Origin of the sequence: Nostoc sp. CENA543, from assembly GCF_002896875.1 — a bacterium.
Classification (GTDB): Bacteria; Cyanobacteriota; Cyanobacteriia; order Cyanobacteriales; family Nostocaceae; genus Trichormus.
Genome location: NZ_CP023278.1, coordinates 177,836 through 196,766 on the forward strand (window position 1 = coordinate 177,836; position 18,931 = coordinate 196,766).

The 18,931-nt window shown below is 38.3% G+C and carries 7 protein-coding genes; 2 read left to right on the top strand and 5 right to left on the bottom strand.

The annotated features are described in order from the left end of the window. The first annotated feature begins 303 nt into the window (after positions 1-303). Both CLI64_RS00885 and CLI64_RS00890 read left to right on the top strand, forming a co-directional pair. Positions 304-1,548 carry a glycosyltransferase gene (locus tag CLI64_RS00885; protein WP_103135472.1) on the top strand — a complete coding sequence of 415 codons (1,245 nt, stop codon included), beginning with the start codon at positions 304-306 and terminating at the stop codon, positions 1,546-1,548. A gap of 88 nt (positions 1,549-1,636) precedes the next feature. Beyond that, positions 1,637-3,334, top strand: coding sequence for a glycosyltransferase (locus tag CLI64_RS00890; protein WP_225977466.1), 1,698 nt, complete (start codon positions 1,637-1,639; stop codon positions 3,332-3,334). A gap of 42 nt (positions 3,335-3,376) precedes the next feature. On the opposite strand, the gene CLI64_RS00895 is transcribed toward CLI64_RS00890, so the two are convergent. The 5 genes from CLI64_RS00895 to CLI64_RS00915 form a co-directional block, all read right to left on the bottom strand. Continuing rightward, a complete protein-coding gene (locus CLI64_RS00895; protein WP_103135474.1) occupies positions 3,377-5,188 on the bottom strand; it encodes an ABC transporter ATP-binding protein/permease in 1,812 nt (603 codons plus the stop codon). Positions 5,189-5,597: 409 nt separating this feature from the next. Then, complete coding sequence (locus tag CLI64_RS00900; RefSeq protein WP_103135475.1) at positions 5,598-6,608, bottom strand: hydroxyacid dehydrogenase; 1,011 nt, start codon at positions 6,606-6,608, stop codon at positions 5,598-5,600. An 11-nt stretch (positions 6,609-6,619) separates the two neighbouring features. Then, complete coding sequence (locus CLI64_RS00905; RefSeq protein WP_103135476.1) at positions 6,620-7,417, bottom strand: aspartate/glutamate racemase family protein; 798 nt, start codon at positions 7,415-7,417, stop codon at positions 6,620-6,622. Positions 7,418-7,458: 41 nt separating this feature from the next. Further along, a complete protein-coding gene (locus CLI64_RS00910; protein ID WP_103135477.1) occupies positions 7,459-17,910 on the bottom strand; it encodes a hybrid non-ribosomal peptide synthetase/type I polyketide synthase in 10,452 nt (3,483 codons plus the stop codon). Positions 17,911-17,946: 36 nt separating this feature from the next. Beyond that, positions 17,947-18,876, bottom strand: coding sequence for a cyclopropane-fatty-acyl-phospholipid synthase family protein (locus CLI64_RS00915; RefSeq protein ID WP_103135478.1), 930 nt, complete (start codon positions 18,874-18,876; stop codon positions 17,947-17,949). Positions 18,877-18,931: the final 55 nt, after the last annotated feature.

The window sequence follows — 18,931 nt, forward strand, 5'->3', positions numbered from 1 at the left end:
TAAATGAAATTGCTTTTGATATCAACAGATAAAAAATTTCTATGGCAATAGAGCTAAAAATACTATGAGTTAGTATAAAATAATTTCCATCATTATTTATGTTGAATTTATCTGCGGGTATTGAATATCAGTAATTATCAACGAAATTGACTATCAAGTACAAAGTAAAAAACTATTTTTTTTACTCGTGAATGGTTGTAAAAACAAAGATTGTATACAGACGAAATTGACAGATATTCATTTCAAAGCACATTGTTCAACATAACACGGTCACACTGTAAACTCCATTGTGTAATTTAGTTTATGAATGTCAACTCATCCAGTGCATTATTGACAGTCCCGACAGGGGCATTACAGATTTCTGATTTGTCGCCTGCTGATGTAGAAACAAAAGCAGAGGTTTATTTTTCTTTGGTAATTCCTACCTATAAAGAACGCGATAATATTCAAAACGTTGTCAGAGTTTTAACCCAGACACTGGATGAATATATTCCAGAAGACTACGAGTTAATTATCGTAGATGACGATAGTCCTGATTTGACTTGGGAATTAGCCCAATCTTTAACTCACGAATATCCACAATTGCGGGTGATGCGGCGACAAGGGGAAAGGGGATTATCCTCAGCTGTGATTCGGGGTTGGCAAGTTGCTAGGGGTCAGGTTTTAGGTGTAATTGATGGAGATTTGCAGCATCCACCAGAAGTATTGACACAACTATTGTCGCAAATTTCCCAGGGAGCAGATATGGCAGTAGCTAGCCGTCATGTGGATGGGGGTGGTGTGAGTCGTTGGAGTGCTATTAGACGTTTCTTATCCCGTGGCGCGCAGGTATTAGGTTTAATTATCTTACCAGGAGTATTGGGGAGAGTTTCTGACCCGATGAGTGGTTATTTTATGGTCAGACGCAGCAGCATTGCTGGGGCGATACTCAACCCTGTAGGTTATAAAATTCTGCTAGAAGTCATTGGCAGGGGTAAGATCCAAAAGATTGCGGAAGTTGGCTATGTATTCTGTGAGCGCAAAGAAGGTGAAAGCAAGGTAACTTGGAAGCAATATGTCGAATATATTCACCATTTAATCCGATTACGTTTATCTACAGGTCGCCTGAAACACGTTAATCAGCTAGTAGCAAATTTTCCTGTGGGGCGATTTTTGCGGTTTGGCTTGGTGGGCTTAAGTGGGGTATTTGTCGATATGGCGGTGCTGTATTTACTCAGTGATCCTTCTACCTTGGGCTTACCGTTGACTCGCAGTAAAATTATTGCTGGGGAAATTGCCATCTTCAATAATTTCTTATGGAATGATGCTTGGACATTTGCGGATATCTCCGCAAGACAGCAACAATGGCATCAACGGTTAAAAAGATTTTTAAAATTCAACGCGATTTGCTTGGCTGGGTTAATGTTGAATGTCTTAGTATTGAATGTGGTGTTTAATTTCTTAATTCGCAATCGCTATATTGCTAACCTGATTGCGATCGCGATCGCCACTATCTGGAATTTCTGGGTAAACTTAAAACTCAGCTGGCGAGTTACTGACGTAAAATAATCAGCGAACTTAAATCAACGATGGAAGTCTAAGATATACAAATTGACACAAAAATTTATAGATGCGTTTGTATAACTGGCACTCTACCATGACATCTCGTTGGTTTCATCCTCTGGTGCTGCTTTTGTGGTTCATCATCGGTCTGGGCTTACGTTTAACCAATCTTACAGCCAAGCCCCCTTGGACTGATGAATTTTCCACATTGGTGTTTAGCTTAGGTAATAGTTTTCTAGGAGTACCTCTAGATCAAGCGATCGCACCTGAGATATTATTACAACCACTGCAACCACAAGCCGCAGCCAGTCTCAATGATGTCTGGAAACACCTCAGCCACGAAACTAACCACCCCCCGATTTACTTTGCTTTATCCCATCTGTGGATGCAGTTATTTCCTACACAACAGGGCTTAGTCTCTCTTTGGGGGGCGCGATCTTTAGCAGCGATTTTGGGGGCTATTTCAATTCCGGCGATGTATATCTTCGGTTGGATTGTTTTTCGTTCTCGGATCGTAGCTCATTTAGCGGCGGCGATGATGGCTGTCTCACCATACGCGATTTTTTTGGCGCAAGAAGCCCGTCATTACACCCTAGCCATCTTGTGGGTGATTGCTTCCCTCACTTGCTTTGTGATTACCACACGCCACATCCAAAACCAAACACAGCTACCCATTCCTTTAGCATTGTCATGGGTAATCATTAATGCTTTGGGTATCGCCACCCATTATTTCTTTGTGTTGACTCTGTGTACAGAAGGCTTAGTATTAATAGTTTTAGCTGGGCGCAAAATTCATAATAGCCCTAAAATATTTCCCAAAGTATTTTTATCTCCCCCTTGGCGGCGCATCTATGCTGTGATTTTAGGTACGTTTATCACTGGTATAGTTTGGCTGCCAGTCTTTTTACAGAATAGCTATGGTGATAAATTAACAGACTGGATACAACAACCCCGTGTAGGATTTGCCTGGATAAGTCCATTTTTTCAAGCTTTTGCTGCTTGGGTAACAATGTTGTACTTATTACCAGTAGAATCGCCACAGTTATGGATTGTCATTGCTTCCGGTTTAGTGATGCTCATCTTTATAATTTGGGCTGCACCGATTTTCGTTAGGGGATTGAAAGTACAATTACAAACACCAGAGACGCAATTAGAAACACGGGTGTTAATGGGATTAGTGATAGGTGCGATCGCTCTATTTTTTGTGTTTACCTATTTCCTGGGGATAGACTTAACTAGAGGTGCGCGTTACAACTTTGTCTACTTCCCGGCTGTGATTGTTTTACTAGGTGCTAATTTAGCTGTCATTTGGCAAAATTTCCAGCAGAAAAAAGCCGTGATCTTAATTTGGCTGATGGGGTTTTTGAGTGCAATTACAGTTATCTGCAATCTGGGCTATCAAAAATACTATCGCCCCGATTTATTTGTGAGCTTAATTCAACAAACATCTCAAGTTCCCGTACTCATTGCTACTACCCAAATTACTCACGTTCAAATCGGGGAAATGATGGGTATAGCTAGAGAATTCAGAATCAAAAATGTGACAAATCCTACACCATTATTTCTGTTAGCTCATCAAGATAAAGACATCAACACAGCTACTAAAACTCTAGAAAATACCCTTAATCAATTACCGCCTTCCTTTGATTTATGGCTGGTAAATTTTCATGCTCCTGTTGACGAAGCCGTCAAAAATTGTACAGCCAACAGCCAACCTTTACCGGCGATTAACGGTTATGAATCCAAAGTCTACCACTGCAAAACTAGTGCTAATTTGGATTTTGAGTTTTAGTGGCTGGTTAATCACATAGAAATGAGATTTTAGAATTCTTGATTAGGACGTAATTTCAGAATCTTGGGAAGAATTATAAACAGTTGTTTTTTGATGACGATAATCGTTGACACTCAGAAGCTTCCAACTAGAATTTTCTGCAAGTTCTAGAACCCATTGATGATAATCAAGCAGACTTTCTCTATGTCCAACACTAATAAATGTTGTTTTCGTCTCTTGTAACTGTTGATATAAATTCCCTTCATTCTTCAAGTCCAAAGCACTAGTTGCTTCATCTAAGATAGTAAAACTAGGATGAGTCACTAGTAGGCGTGCAAAAGCTAGGCGTTGTTGTTCTCCTAGTGATAATATGTTTTCCCAAGGCAGCTCAGTATCAAAACCATCAATTCGACTGAGCAAATTTTGCAGGTTCACTTTTTGCAATAGTTCTTTGAGTTCTGCATCGGTCATCTGACGATTTCTATTCGGATAAAGCAACTGTTCGCGCAAAGTTCCTAAAATAATGTAAGGACGTTGGGGTAAAAACAACAGGTCTTTGAGGGAAGGTCGCAACAGACGACCAGTTCCTGCATTCCACAAACCTGCGATCGCGCGCAACAGGGAACTTTTACCGCGACCACTAGGGCCGACAATTAATAAACCTTCTCCCGGTTGAACAGACAATGATAAGTCTTCAACGATTACCTGCTCATAGTTAGGCGTTTGTAAGGTAACAGCCTCAAAAGCCAGACGATTTTCTTCTATGGTTTTAATAGTGCTGACATTCTCCGGTTGTTTGGTAACAACTTCTAAAGCATCCGAGAAATAAGCTAAACGCTCAACATAACTCGAAAATCTTCCAGAGGTGCCAAATTCATCAATTAATGTTGCCAGACCATTAGCAAACATACTGCAAGCTATCACTGCTTGGTTAACTTGTCCAAAATCAATTTCACCTCGAATATAGGCCGGTGCAAATATTAAAAACGGAAATATTTGGATTACAGATCGATATCCTCTATTAAAAATATCTTTATTTTTTTCCCAATTAATTTTACTCTCGGAATTTTTCAAGAGATTATTAAATCTGCGCTCAATTATATTTAATTCTTGGCTTTCTCCTTGGAAAAAAGCTATAGATTCAGCATGATTACGAACATGAGTTAAGCTGTAGTTATAGCTGGCTTTAGATTCAAGTTCCTCTTGCGTAATCTTATCTAATTCTTGACTCAAAAAAACAGCAATCAGATTACCTATAATAGTATAAGTAAGTAGAATCGCTACGGCTAGTTTGGAAATTGACCACAGAATTATTAAAAAAGTTGTCATTTCCAGGACTTTTTCCAACAAAGTAGCAGAAAAGTTTAGAGCAGTCCTGGCAATCGGTTCGATTTCTTGAGATAGACGTTGGTCGGGGTTATCAATAGCGGAGCTAAAATTGATTTTATAATAGGCGCGATTGCTAAAATATTTTTCTAAAATCTGCTGGTTGAGCCATTGATACCAATCAAGAGCAATTTTTTTTCTGACAAATTTAGAAAATCCTGTTAAGAGGGTGATTAAGAGTAGCCCAAAGACGTAAAGTGCTAAGGTCTTAAAAAATTTAGAAGTATCTTTATCTTGAACAATGACATCGATTAAATAGCGATCAACAAAGCTATTAAAGGCAGTTATGCCTACCAGCCCAATTATTAATAAAATGAGGAAAAAAAGCATACCCCAGGCTTTAATCACATCTGAAAATGCTCTGCCACTAGGATCTGTTGGAAACCAGTATGGGGCGGCGATCGCTTTTACAGCTTCCCAAAACTGAGTAAAATTAGCAAGGAAAGCAGTATTTTTTGAAGATTGATTATAAATAACTTGATTTTGCATATTATACATCTTGCAAAAATAATTTTTTAGTATTATAAATTATTATGAAACTTTGTTTTCTATTTCATTAGTTATAGCTATAAAATAATAAAAATACATTATTAATATTGATACATATTTGAGCAAATTGATCATCTCAAAAGATAATTTTGCTATATTTCTCAAACAGAAATACAGCAAAATTATCTAATAATAATGTCAAGCCATTGCTTTTATTTTGGGGTAAAGAGTGCCTCTTATGTAGGTGTTATACTACAGTTAAAAAATCAAGTGTTTTAGGCATTTACAACTTAGATTTTTTCCCAAAAACTAAAACGTCAAGATTAAAAGCTGTTTTTCTTGCCCAGCGAGGTATATTAGCTAATTCATAGACGTTTTGATCATAACAGGTAATGAAGAACCTAAAAAATTATGAATTCCAAACTTCAGGATTGACGATGTAAGGCGGCTTCTCCCCCTGAAGCACTTGCAATATTTGATTAGCTGCGGAAAGTGCAGCAGCCATACCAGCTTCAGGTGTAACTCCAGCAAGATGAGGTGAGAAAATTACATTGTCAAACTCATACAAAGGATTATCGATAGCTGGAGGTTCTGGTTCAAACACATCAATTGCAGCTCCTGCTATCAATTTTTCGCGTATAGCTGTAACTAAATCTTCTTGGCGAACTACCTTCCCACGAGATGTATTAATTAAAAACGCAGAGGGCTTCATTTTCTTAAAAGTTTCTAGAGCAAACATTTCACAAGTCTCATCAGTTAGCTCAGGATGCAAAGATACAAAGTCAGATTCAGTAAGTAGGTAGTCTAAATCTTGTACTAAAGTTGCACTGACGGCTTCTGCTTTACTGCTTGGAACATAAGGATCGTATGCTAAAACTCGCATCTGCAATGCTGTACTACAAATTTTCGCAACAGCACTACCAATTCTTCCCAAACCAACAATACCAAGGGTTTTTCCTTCTACTTGAATTGGTTGTACCTGATTACGAATTAAATAGTTTCCTGCTTTGACACAGTGATTGAGAAAGGTTAGTTTTTTAGCAAGTGCTAAAATCATAGAAATTGTGTGTTCTGTCACAGCAGTTGTTGACAAGCCAGGATTATTCACTACGACAATTCCCCGCTTTGTTGCAGCAGCAATATCAATTGCATCCGTGCCAAATCCAGAGGTACTAATAACTTTTAAATTTTTTGCCAATCCAATTGCTTGGGCATCTAATTTTGTAGGATAACGAACAAATACGCCAGATACATCTTGAATAGCTTCATGTATTTGATGCTGTGTTGGTTCTTTGATAATCTCGATATTAGTGTATTCTGAGAGTAGTTCTTCACCTATATCATCATACATTTTCCCAATTAAAAGAACCTTATGATTTTTAGTCTTAATTGGGGAAGTTTGGGGGAAAATAGCTGTCATGTTAATTAACCTTAATTTGTTTGATACAAAGATGTTTTAGACTCAAGATTTGATGAGTGAAATTGCTGTGATAATTTCATTGTTTCTGTCAGCAACTGATAATTAGATGAGGATGAATCTAATAACTGAAAAAAGTTTTCGGCTATGGTAGTTAAAGGGTCAATCGCTCGAATAGAATCAATGCCATTAAGCTTGAGATATTTGGCAAGAATATGAAATTCTGTACAACCAGAAATAAAAGAACGAGTATTGTATTTATCTAATAGTTTTTGAACATCTTCAAGAATTGTTAGGGGGTTTTGTCCTCTTTTTAATACTTGAAAAATCATCTCGTGAATTAAGTGATAATCTTTTTCATCTGGAGAAATAATCAGATTCGCAGCAGTACAACCTTGATCAAACAATTTTTTCTTGTAAGTACCTGAACCTGCAAGTAAAAGGGCAGGCTCATTATGTATTTGCAGTTGTTGATCAGCAATTTTAATTAAAGAGATGACTTTATTAGTTTGATGCTCTGGGAGATGAGCCAAAGCATAATGAGCAGTACAACAACCAATCACTATGCGGTCTACTAATTGATTGAGTTTTTCTAAATGTACCTGCACAAAATCAATGAATTCTCTTTCATTTCCGCTATGTACTGAAGTTGTGCGATCTGGTGCAGCAGGAAGTGAGAAAACAATAACGTTTGGTGCTTCTTGTTCGTTGTCGATATACTGGTTGTATTCGTAAATAGTTTTAAGAAATTCAACAGTAACTACAGGCCCCATTCCGCCTAAAATTCCCAGCACTGGTAGTTTTTTATTCATAATTTTTCTCCAAATTTGCAATTGTTTAGTTGTATCAATTACTAAAAATTAAAATTTGTAGCGAAAAGACTGTTATTTTCTTGACTGGATTTATCTGTGCGATCGCACAGATTTAATAAGGGTGTGTCAGGAGATTGGACTACTTCCTCTAGAAGAGCTTCTAACAACCTTATCATCAAGGAAATACGTTCACTAGCGAATATATCTGTGTTGTAGATTAACTTCAAATAGAATTCCGCTTCGTCTACAAAAATGAATTCTAGATCAAATTTAGCAGTAACAAGTTCCTGCTCCAGAGCATTAACAGTAATTCCATCTATTGCTAGGTCTACATTTTGATTATTTTGCAGAACAACTACAACATCAAATAGAGGGTTACGGCTAGGATCGCGTTTAAAATTTAAATCTGAGACTAGTTTATCAAAGGGATATTCTTGGTTATCATATGCCTCTATTGTGGTTGTTTTTACTTTTGTAAGTAAAGTAGCAAAACTATCGTCTGTTGCTATGTGGTCGCGTAAGACTAAAGTATTGACATAAAAACCTATTTGTTCCTCTAAATCGGGATGATTTCTTCCAGCGATGGGAGAGCCTACTGTAATTTCATTCTGCTCGGTATAGCGAAACAGAAAACCTTTAACTAAGGTGAGTAAGCCCATAAATAAACTAGTTTCTTGGGTCTTAGTTAATAACTCAAAATCCTTGATTAATTCTTGATTTGGCTTCCAGATAACCGCAGAGCCAGAAAAACTCTGCACTGATGGACGCATATAATCTAAAGGTAAATTAAGGCGTGTCGGTGCAGGAGTCAACTTAGCCAGCCAGTAATCCCGTTGTGCTTGCAATTTTGGTGTTTGGAGTTGCTGATCTTGCCATGAAGTATAGTCTTTATAATGAATTCTTAGAGGTGACGGTAATTTTACGTTCTCTTGGCCATAGGCATGATAATGTGCCAGAAAATCTTTAATTAAAACGCCTGCTGACCAACCATCTGAAATGATATGGTGCATATTAAATAGGACTATATGACTCTGTTGACTCAGCTTTAGTAAATTAATCTTGAGTAAAGACCCTGTTTCTAAATCAAAAGTAGTTTTGGCATTGTTACGAATAGCTTCAGCAATTTTGGCTGTTTGGTTTTCATCATCTATCAAGTCTATTTGGTTGACTGAAAAACTCATCTGTTCGTTTACTACTTGACGCGGTTCGTTATTGATTAAAGTAAACGTAGTGCGTAAAATTTCATGCCGTTCTATCAATTTTTTAAAAGCATTTTCAAAGGCAGCGATATTTAAATCACCATTGAATTGATAAGCACTGGGCATTCCGTAAGCATAATGGTTATGGTCGAGGAATTCTAAAGCCCAGAGACGGCGTTGCCCATGAGACATGGGATAAGATGCTTGTTGAGTTATTGCTGGTATGGGTTCTTGATAGTTAGATTGAGCTTTAGATATTAAAGCTGCTAATCCAACAATTGTGGGAACTTTGAAGAAATCAGCTAATTTAACTAATACATTTAATTCTTTATGGACGTGAGTGACTACTCTCGAAAGTAGGAGAGAGTGTCCGCCGATTTCAAAAAAGTTATCAAAAACTCCAATGGGATGTTTAGTGAGAATTTTTTCCCAAATATGGACTAGTTTTGACTCTAAAGTATTACGCGGTGCAGTATAAGCTACTTGTGTTAATTGGTTTGTTGGCTGGAGGGTGACGAGCGATCGCAAGTCAAGTTTGCCATGTTTAGTTAAGGGAAATTGCTTTAAGAAGATAAAGGAACTAGGAATCATGTAGACTGGCAAATAGTTAGCTAAAAATTCTCTAATTTCAGCAATTTTTATCTCTTTATCAGTTTGACAATAGGCAGATAACTGAGTTTGATTATTTACCTCTACAGGTAACACAATTGCTTTCTCAATCTGAGCATAGCGGCTAATTTGGTATTCAATTTCACGAGGATCTACACGATATCCATTGACCTTAACTTGATTATCTTTTCGACCTATAAATTCAATCACACCTGGGGCAATTTGTTTACCTAAATCTCCCGTTCTAAAGAGAATTTTTTCTGAATTTAAAAAGCTGGATTGAAATTTTTCCTTGGTAAGTTCAGGAAGATTACGATAACCAACTGCTAATGCTGCACCTTCTACGCAAATTTCACCAATTACGTGTAGAGGTACGGGGTTATTGAATTCATCTAAGACAAATAATCGATTGTTATGGAAAACTTGACCAAGAGGTACATCTGTATTTAAGTTTTCGTCTATTGTATATTGAGATACCCCTACACAAGTTTCGGTAGAACCGTAGACATTACTAATAATTTCAGCAGGGAAGCGTTTTCGTAAAGCGATCGCGGTTTCTCGGTCTAATTTTTCTCCCCCACAAGAGATATATTTTAAGCTGGGGATAGTTTCTTCAGGTGCGAGTACAGCTAAAATTTCTCGATAAATAGATGGCGTTGTGTGCAGTGCATTGATTTGGTTTTCCTGTAAAAAGTCAACTAAATGCCCTATATGCTGTACTTCGTACATGTATAAAGCAGCACCTATGGTTAAGGGTAGGAAAATATTACGAAAAGATGGGTCATGGGTGACAGGTGCTGTGAAGATATAACGCCATTCAGGATGTTTATCTAAGTTAAATGTCAGTCGTAAACTCCGAATGATATTCAAAATAGAAATGTGACGACCCATGACTCCTTTAGGATTTCCTGTAGAGCCAGAAGTGTATAAAATATAGGCAATTTGGTTAGTATCTGGTTGTAACTTAGGCTCATTTATGTCAAAGTCGGCTAAAATACTGTCGATTTTATCTAAGCAGATTGCTTCGATTTGTTGGGGTAATTGGGAGACGAAATTACTCTCAGTAAGACAGAGATGGCAGCCACTATCTTTTAAAATAAAATCGATGCGACTACTAGGATATTGGGGGTCTATCGGTACGTATGTCGCCCCAGTTTTAAAAGTAGCAAGAATGGCGATAATTAAATTTTGATTGCGTCCGATTGCGAGTGCGATCGCCTGCCCAGAACCAATGTGATATTTCTCATGTAAGTAATTCGTTAAACGATTTACCTTTTCATTCAATTCTCGATAGGTAAAAGTCGTTTCTCCAACTATTAAGGCTGGTGCATCGGGTGTAGATTTAACTTGAGCAATAAAGTCATCAATGATTGTAGAATTTTGGGGTAATTCTATTGTTGTACCTGTTAATTCTGCCAATAATTCTTCCTGCTGCACTTGTGTTAATAAAGGTAACTCAGACAGTAAACTATTGGCATCTTTAATTACTCCCTGCATTAGAATTTCAAAACTTTCTAGAAACTGTTGGATAGTTTCCGGCTTAAACAGTTCTGTATTGTAGTTGCAGTAGATAATCAGTGAGTCATTGACTTCGATGAAATTAAAGCCTAAATCGAAAGGAGTATAGCCAATTGGCTCTGGTGGTAGCGATACTTTCAGCCCTTCAAATTCAGGTAAAGTTAACTTAGGGTCGAGATTAAAAGAGACTGAAATCAGGGGAGAACGCGAAAAATCTCGTTGTAATTGTAAGGCTGCTAATAATTCTTCTAGGGCGTGACTTTGGTGTTTAAAAGCAGCTATGAGTGTTTCTTTGGTGTGACGAAGATGTGCAACAAAAGAAGTAGTGATATCTGTCTGGATACGAATCGGTAAAAATTGCGAACAAAAGCCAACTAATTTTTCACTTCCTTCAAATTGTCGTCCAGAAATGGGAATACCAATTACTAAATCATCATGACCGGAAATGCGTCGCAAAAAAGCTGTGTAAGCAGCGAACATGGTCATAAATAATGTTGCTTGATTTTTACGTCCTACAGTCTGTAAATTTTGCCATAGTTGAGGAGCAATAATTTTACTTTCTCTACCGCCTGTGTAAGTTTTGACAGCAGGGCGAGGAAAGTCTGTAGGAAGTTCAAATACAGGGATTTCCCCCTCATAAGTTTTCAACCAAAAATCACGATGTTCTCGCATTTGTGGACTTTGCGCTTCTTGCTGTCGCAAAGCTAAATATTTGCGAAACTGCATTGGTGGCGTTAAAGATTCTGTAGCAATGCCAATTTTTGCTGAATAAAGTTTGCCGATTTCATTCAAAATTAGCCCCAGTGACCAACCATCTGCAACAATATGATGAGTTTTTAAAGTTAGCAGATAATGTTCAGATGCTAAACGCATCAGCACAGCCGCAAATAAAGGAGCAACACTCAAGTCAAAAGGCTTTTGCGATAACTCAGTTCTCAAGACTAAAGCGGTTGCTTCGGGGTTATATTCAGCCATCAAATTGATTAACGGTAAGTCAATTTTGACACTACTGATAACTTCCTGTAGTTCGCCTTGTTCTAATATTTTGGTTCGCAACGCTTCGTGGCGATTGACTACTTCATTAATCGCTTGCTGCAAAGATAAAATATCTAAAGCACCACGCAATTCTAAGGAAGTAGTCACATTATATGATGCTGAAGCGGTTGTATCTAATTCTGCCAATAGCCATAGCTGACGTTGCGCTTCACTAGTAGGAAATTGCTGGTTTAAATTATTCCTACCATCTTCATCATCAGAGAGATCGTCGCTTGCTTCTCTTTTTTTTGTTTGTGGTGCTTTAGCATTTTCAAAAAAACCTGCTTGTCGCAGTTCTATGATTGCTTCTTTGACAGCAGCTACCACTTTATCTATATCTTCATTAGTATGGCTAGTTGAGAGAAAACAAACCCGTTTTTCCCATGTATACACACCTTTGAGATTTAATAAGTAGTAAAAGAGTGGTAATTCGATGGGTTTTAGGAAAAGACTATAAGCACCAAAAGATTCAAAGCGAAACAAAGAGCCAAAATGAACAATGCGGATAGGAATTCCTATTTCTTGAAAGAACTGATTAACTTCAGTAGCTAATCGATTAGTTAGTTGATTGACTGTTTCTTGAACAGTTGCGCCTTGTTCACGTAAATGTAAAAGCACTGCGCGACAAGCAGCCAAAGCTAATGGATGACGACAGAAAGTCCCACCATAAGCAGTTAATTCTGTTTGCGGATGGGAATCATCTCCGTAAGTCCAGAAACCGCCATCAACTGTGTCTAAGAAATCTGCTTTACCGCAGATCATACTGATAGGTAAACCACCACCAATTGCCTTACCATAAACTACTATATCTGCCTCAACCTCAAACCATTCCTGCGCCCCTCCTGGAGTAATGCGAAATCCAGTGATAATCTCATCAAAAATGAGGGCAATTTCTTTTTGTTGAGTCAATTTACGTAATTTTTGGAGAAATTCTTTAGGCTGTAAATCTGGTTTACGGCTCTGCACAGGTTCTACTAAAACTGCTGCTAAATTATCAGCCTGAGCAGCAATTATTTCTAGACTTTCTTCTGCTCCATAGGTAAGAACTATGACATCTTCAACCATTCCTGATGGTGTACCAAGACTCAATGGTTGAGCTATTCCTGCTTCCTCGCCAGCGCGCGCTAAAATGCCATCAAAAGTACCGTGATAAGAGCCAGCAAAAATTACAATTTTTTGGCGTTTTGTCCGAGAACGAGCAATACGAACTGCTGCCATAATCGCTTCTGTACCAGTATTACTAAAAGCGACTCGTTCTACACCTGTCATTTCACAAATTAAAGCAGCTGTTTCTGCTGCAATATTTGACTGCATTCCTAATCCAATTCCGTGTTGCATTTGTTGCTGAATTGCTGCCAACACAAAATCAGGACTATGACCAAAAAAGTTAACTCCAAACCCCATTGCTAAGTCGATATAAGCATTACCATCGATATCACGAAAATATGCTCCTTGGGCTGATTCTGAAACAATGGGATATTGAAATTCTTTTAAAGCCATACGGAAGTCAATAGTAGGTTTTACATCTACCATTGTCTTGCGGCTGTTTTGCGAATATGCCTTGGATTTGGCTGTCTTTTGATTATAAAGAATCTCTAATTTTTGGATAAAAGCTTGCTGTTGTTCGGTTAAAGATTTACTCTCTGTCAGCTTTAAAGCTAGTGGATTCAAATTTGGAGAACTAATTTTTTGGGGAGGAGGTGTGGTTTCCGTTTTGCTTGTTTTAGGAGTAGGCGCAGTTTCTGTTTGAATCAATAAAACTTCTGATTTATTACTGGGTACAACAGGTGCAGATTGGAGGATTTCTAATTGCTTGATAATAGTTTTTTCATGAATATCTTTGAGTTCCTTCAAAGATTGTAGTTGAGCCATCATCAAAGCTTCTTTACCAGAGGTTGGTGTTGATACAGCTACTGTTTTTGATTGGCTATCAATAGCACTTTCAGGAGGGGTGGAAGCAATAATTAACTCTTGTCCATTGTAGATGCTGATATGATTCTGTTGAGAATAACTATCCACATTGACAAAGCCACAACGTTTTAAAGCAGCACACCAACTTTCTCCACTTAACAATGGAGTATCTAGACGTAACTCTTGATCTTGAAAACGCCACCATCCGGGTGTGAGTCCAAAAGTTAAATCAAGCCATGAATTATTTTCGACTGTTTCTAGTAGTACCAAGTAACCACCAGGTACTAGTAGTTCTCGAATATTATTGAGTGTTTCTGTAATATTGCGGGTACTATGAAGCACGTTAGCAGCAACAACTATGTGATAAGAATGCGCTGTTAACCCTTGAGAAACTGGTGATTTCTCAATATCTAATTGATGGAAGTTGAAATTATGTCTATTTTTAAATTTTTGCCGTGCTTTATTGAGGAGAACAGGAGAAAGTTCAGTAAAAGAATAAGTCGTATGGTTGAGATTTAAATTATTAACAATTGCTTCAGAGGTTGCACCTGTACCACCTCCTATTTCAATAATTTGGTGAGGGCGATCGCTACGAGAAAAATTATTTAAAATAGAGTTAATTGCTTGGGCTACTCGTTGATTCATTAAACGAGATACAGGAGAATTGCCATATATACTTTCTGCATGGACAACTGAACCTGCTGGGAAAATTAACTCTAAGGGATCTATATTTCCTTTGAGAACTTCTGCTAAATTTTCTCCGCAGCGTTGTAGCATATCTAACTCAGGTTTTGCTGCTGGACAAATTGTTTGCAGATTTCCTATAGCTTCTGGTAAAGAAAAAGGCGTAGGTAGGTTTTTTACTATCCAGACATCACCTTGATTTTGAATAATTCCAACTTGTTCTAAAGTTTTTAAATAACGATTAACTAAAATCTGATATTTTGAGGCAATAGGTAAAGTTTTTAATAAATTTTCTGTTGTCCAGCTTTCTGCTATGCTTAGTCTCTTACCTAATCCTTCTAAAGCTTTCAAGATATAAGCAACAGCAATTGGTTGTAATTGGGAAATCACCCACAGATAATTATTTAATTCTGATTCGGAATTAGATACTTGAACTGAGGTTTTAGTTGGAATAGTATTTATTGTTATTTCATCAGATGTATTTGATGGTTCCTGTTTAATATAATCAGATAAATAATTAGCTATTTCGCCAATTGTTTGTAAATCAGTAAATAATTGATCTATCTTGACTTTTACGCCAAATTTTTCTTCAATTTTGCGGACAAAGTCGGTCAAAATAATCGAATCTGCTCCCAGATTTAATAATGTCTCATCATCTCTAATGTCATTTTCATCTTCTTTAAGTAGCAGAGCCAAGATAGACTTTAATTGATTACCGATTTTTTGCTGATTTTTTTTGATATTTGTAACTTTTGCTAAAGTCATATTAGTCTCCATTAGCTCTCTTTCTAAAGGCACTTCTTTGATTAAATTTGATTCTGTTAAAACAGTAGATTTAAATTGAAAATTTTTTCTTTGAAAAGGATAATTTGGTAATTGAATATTTCTATAGCTGTAATCTTCATTAAATTTTCCGGCGTTAAAATTAACTCCATGAATGTAGAGTTGGGCAAGTGCTGACAGCATTGTCTGCCAGTTATCCAAGCCTCTATTGAGAGAACTCAGCCAGATAGCTTCATCGTTATAACGACGACCTTGTTCTGCGAGTATTGGTCTTGGCCCCACTTCTAAAAATAGGTTATATCCTTTGTTTAACGCTGTAATTAAACTCTGTAAATACTGCACCGGTTGACGGCTTTGTTGTCTCCAGTAACTGGCATCAGGCGCAGTTGTTAAAGGTTGTCCGTCAATTCCTGAAACTAGTATAATTTGAGGATGATGATAAGAAATATCACGAGCAGCAATTTCAAAATCATCTAAGATTGACTCCATTAATGGAGAATGAAAAGCACCGCTAACTGATAGTAATTGAACCGCTATATTTTGGCTTTTGCAGTTGGCGACAATCTCATCAATACTATCACTTTCACCAGAAATCACAATTTGTTGAGGATGATTAATAGCCGCAATAGAAACTGTATTACTATAGTTTTGAATGAGAGCAGATACCGTAGTTTCATCTGCAAAAACTGAAGCCATTTTTCCTAGAGGCGCAGTTTGCATTAATTGCCCACGTTTCACAATTAATGCTAGACCTGCTTCTAAACTAAATACTCCGGCAATACAAGCTGCAACATATTCACCAACGCTATGGCCAATGAGTAAACTAGGCTTGATTCCCCAAGATTGCCACAACATGGCAAGTGAATATTCGAGAGCAAATATAGCTGGTTGAGCGTATGCAGTTTGATTGAGTAAATCTGTGCGATCGCCAAATAATATTTCTTGTAGTGGATACTCTAAATAATTTCCTAAAATGTCTGCACATTGGTCAATATATTGGCGAAATGTCGGTTGGGTTTGGTAAAGTTGATTACCCATACCCCCATAACAAGCTCCTTGACCAGTAAAAAGAAAGGCTATTTTCGGCTGTTTTTCTCCTGTAAACCGTCGATGAAAAACCCCATGATCAACATCTTTTTCCTCAGCAAAAGCTGCTAATCTTTGTTGCAACTCTGGCAATGTCTCTGCAACGATCGCTAAACGTTCAGGTAAAGACGACCTACCAATGGCCGCACTATGACAGATATCTCCCATCTCTGGGTGAGACTCTAAGCGGGTGTGAAAACGTCGAGCTAGTTCTTTTAAGGCTGGTTCGCTATGAGCAGAAATCGTCAACAGATGACTAGGACGTTGCAGCTTAATTTCTGGTATGTTGGCAGCAGGTGCTTGTTCGATAATTATGTGAGCATTCGTTCCCGAAAAACCGAAGGAACTGACTCCAGCAATACGGACTTGGCCATTGTTCGACCAGGGTATGGTTTGACTGGGAATTTTGATCGGGTATCCTTGCCAATTAATCAGAGGATTGGGTTCGTGGAAGTGGAGATGAGACGGAATTTCACCATGCTGGAGGGCGAGAATTGTCTTGATTGTGCCTGCTATCCCGGCGGCGGCTTCGAGATGCCCGATATTAGTCTTCACTGAACCGACGTAAAGAGGTTGCGATCGCTCTCCATACACAGCAGCGATGGCGTTCATCTCAATGGGATCACCTAAAGAAGTCCCCGTACCATGTGCTTCTATATACCCGACTTCTTCGGGTTTGACTCTAGCATCAGCTAAGGCTTGACGCAGTAAATCTTGTTGGGCGGGGCCACTGGGAACTGTTAACCCGGCGGCAGCCCCATTGTGATTGACCGCAGACCCGCGCAATAATGCGAGGATGCGATCGCCCTTTTTTTCAGCCACAGACAGGCGTTTGAGAACTAAAACCCCGCATCCTTCGCCCCGCACATATCCATTTGCAGCTGCATCAAAGGTCTTACAACGACCATCGGGAGACATCATCCCCGACTGACAAAGGTTAATCGTAATTGCCGGATCTAAGATGAGATTGACCCCACCTACTAAGGCTATTTCGCACTCATGATTTCTTAAGCTGCGAATAGCTTGGTGAAGTGCAACCAATGAAGAAGCACAGGCTGCATCAATAGACATACAAGGGCCGCGCAGGTTGAGAAAATAAGACAACCTACCTGCTGCTGCACTCAGGGCGTTTCCTGTACCAAAAAAAGAATCGATTTCATCATACTTGCTTTTGTAAACAGTCATCGCGTGGTCAACACTAGTGATACCAACAAACACACCCACGCGATCGCCTGCTAAATTAGTTGGTGGTAAATTGGCATTTTCCAAGGCTTCCCAAGTCACCTCAAGTAATAACCTGTGTTGCGGATCCATTGAAGTTGCTTCGCGGGAAGATATGGAGAAGAAACGGGCATCAAATTCTGTAATATCCTCTTGTAAAAATCCCCCATAACGAGTGTTCATTTTGCCGGGGGTAGGCTCTGGAGCGTAAAATTTTGAGATATCCCAACGGCTTTGAGGAACTTCTACAATTGCATCTAATCCAGCTTGACAAAAATTCCAATAAGCTTCAGGAGAATTTATCCCACCAGGGAAACGACAACCCATTCCAATAACAGCAATCGGCTCACTTTGTCTAGTTTCTAATTCAGTAATGCGAGCCTGCATCGCCTCCATTTTTGTGAGGGTTGTGGCTATTAATTTTTTATAATCTGTATTTTGAGCCATGCTTTTGTCCGCAATTTTTTGATTGTCTGGCAATATCTAATCCGGTTTTTCCCCTGAAAATAAGAGATAGTCATCAAAAGCCATAAACCAACCTCTATCTCTCGACCAAGCCTCAAGTCCTGGATTATCTTGCTGAAGATTGATCACTAAATCGTGTTTACTAATGCCTTTACCAACCTCAGCAAAGTAACGTACAGCAGCAGGCCAAACATATTCACTAATTGATACAGATTGGATATTTACAAACCCATGTTTTTTGAGTTTTTCAACATAAATATTGCGGTCATATTGGTTAACAAAAGGAATACACATTTTCTTGCTATTGACGCGCAACCAAAAGTCAATATCTCGTCCTACTCTCGGCAGACAATCTGCTAATGCTAACTTTCCACCGGGGCGCAAAACTCGAAATGCTTCCGCAAAAAAATCTTCACGAGTATTGAAATGAAAAGCACATTCTAAAGCTGTAACTTTATCAAAAGAATTGTCCTCACAAGGAATGTTAGTTGCTGAACCAACCTGAAGATTTATGCGTTCAGCTAATCCCGCCCTAGCTACTCGTTCTTGAGCAATTTCTACTTGTATCTCTGTTGTATTGATTCCAGTAATTGCATCTACATTGTTTTCACGCACCCAGAGAATATCTTGTTCGGCAAAACCGAAGCCGACATCTAAAACTTTGTCTCCAGGTCGAAGTTCGGCAATTTCTCCCAATTTTCGGGCTAAAGCAGCACAGGCTCCGTTATAAGTCGTTTCTTCTTGCCAATAGCCAAAGTTGAGCCATTGGGGAACATTGGGATCGTGAAGATCACGCTCTCGTTTAGCTATCCTAGTATAAAGTTCAGATACTTCAAATTTATCTCGTAAAAACCAGAGTTCTTGAAGTGGATTTTGGATAAATTCTTTGATGATGATCCAGCGATTGCGCCATTCATAGTTGAAGGGGATTTTACCAATATTTTCCAAGACTTTACTCTCCTAATTGATCAATTAAAAATTTTGGCTACATGGAAATTTAGCT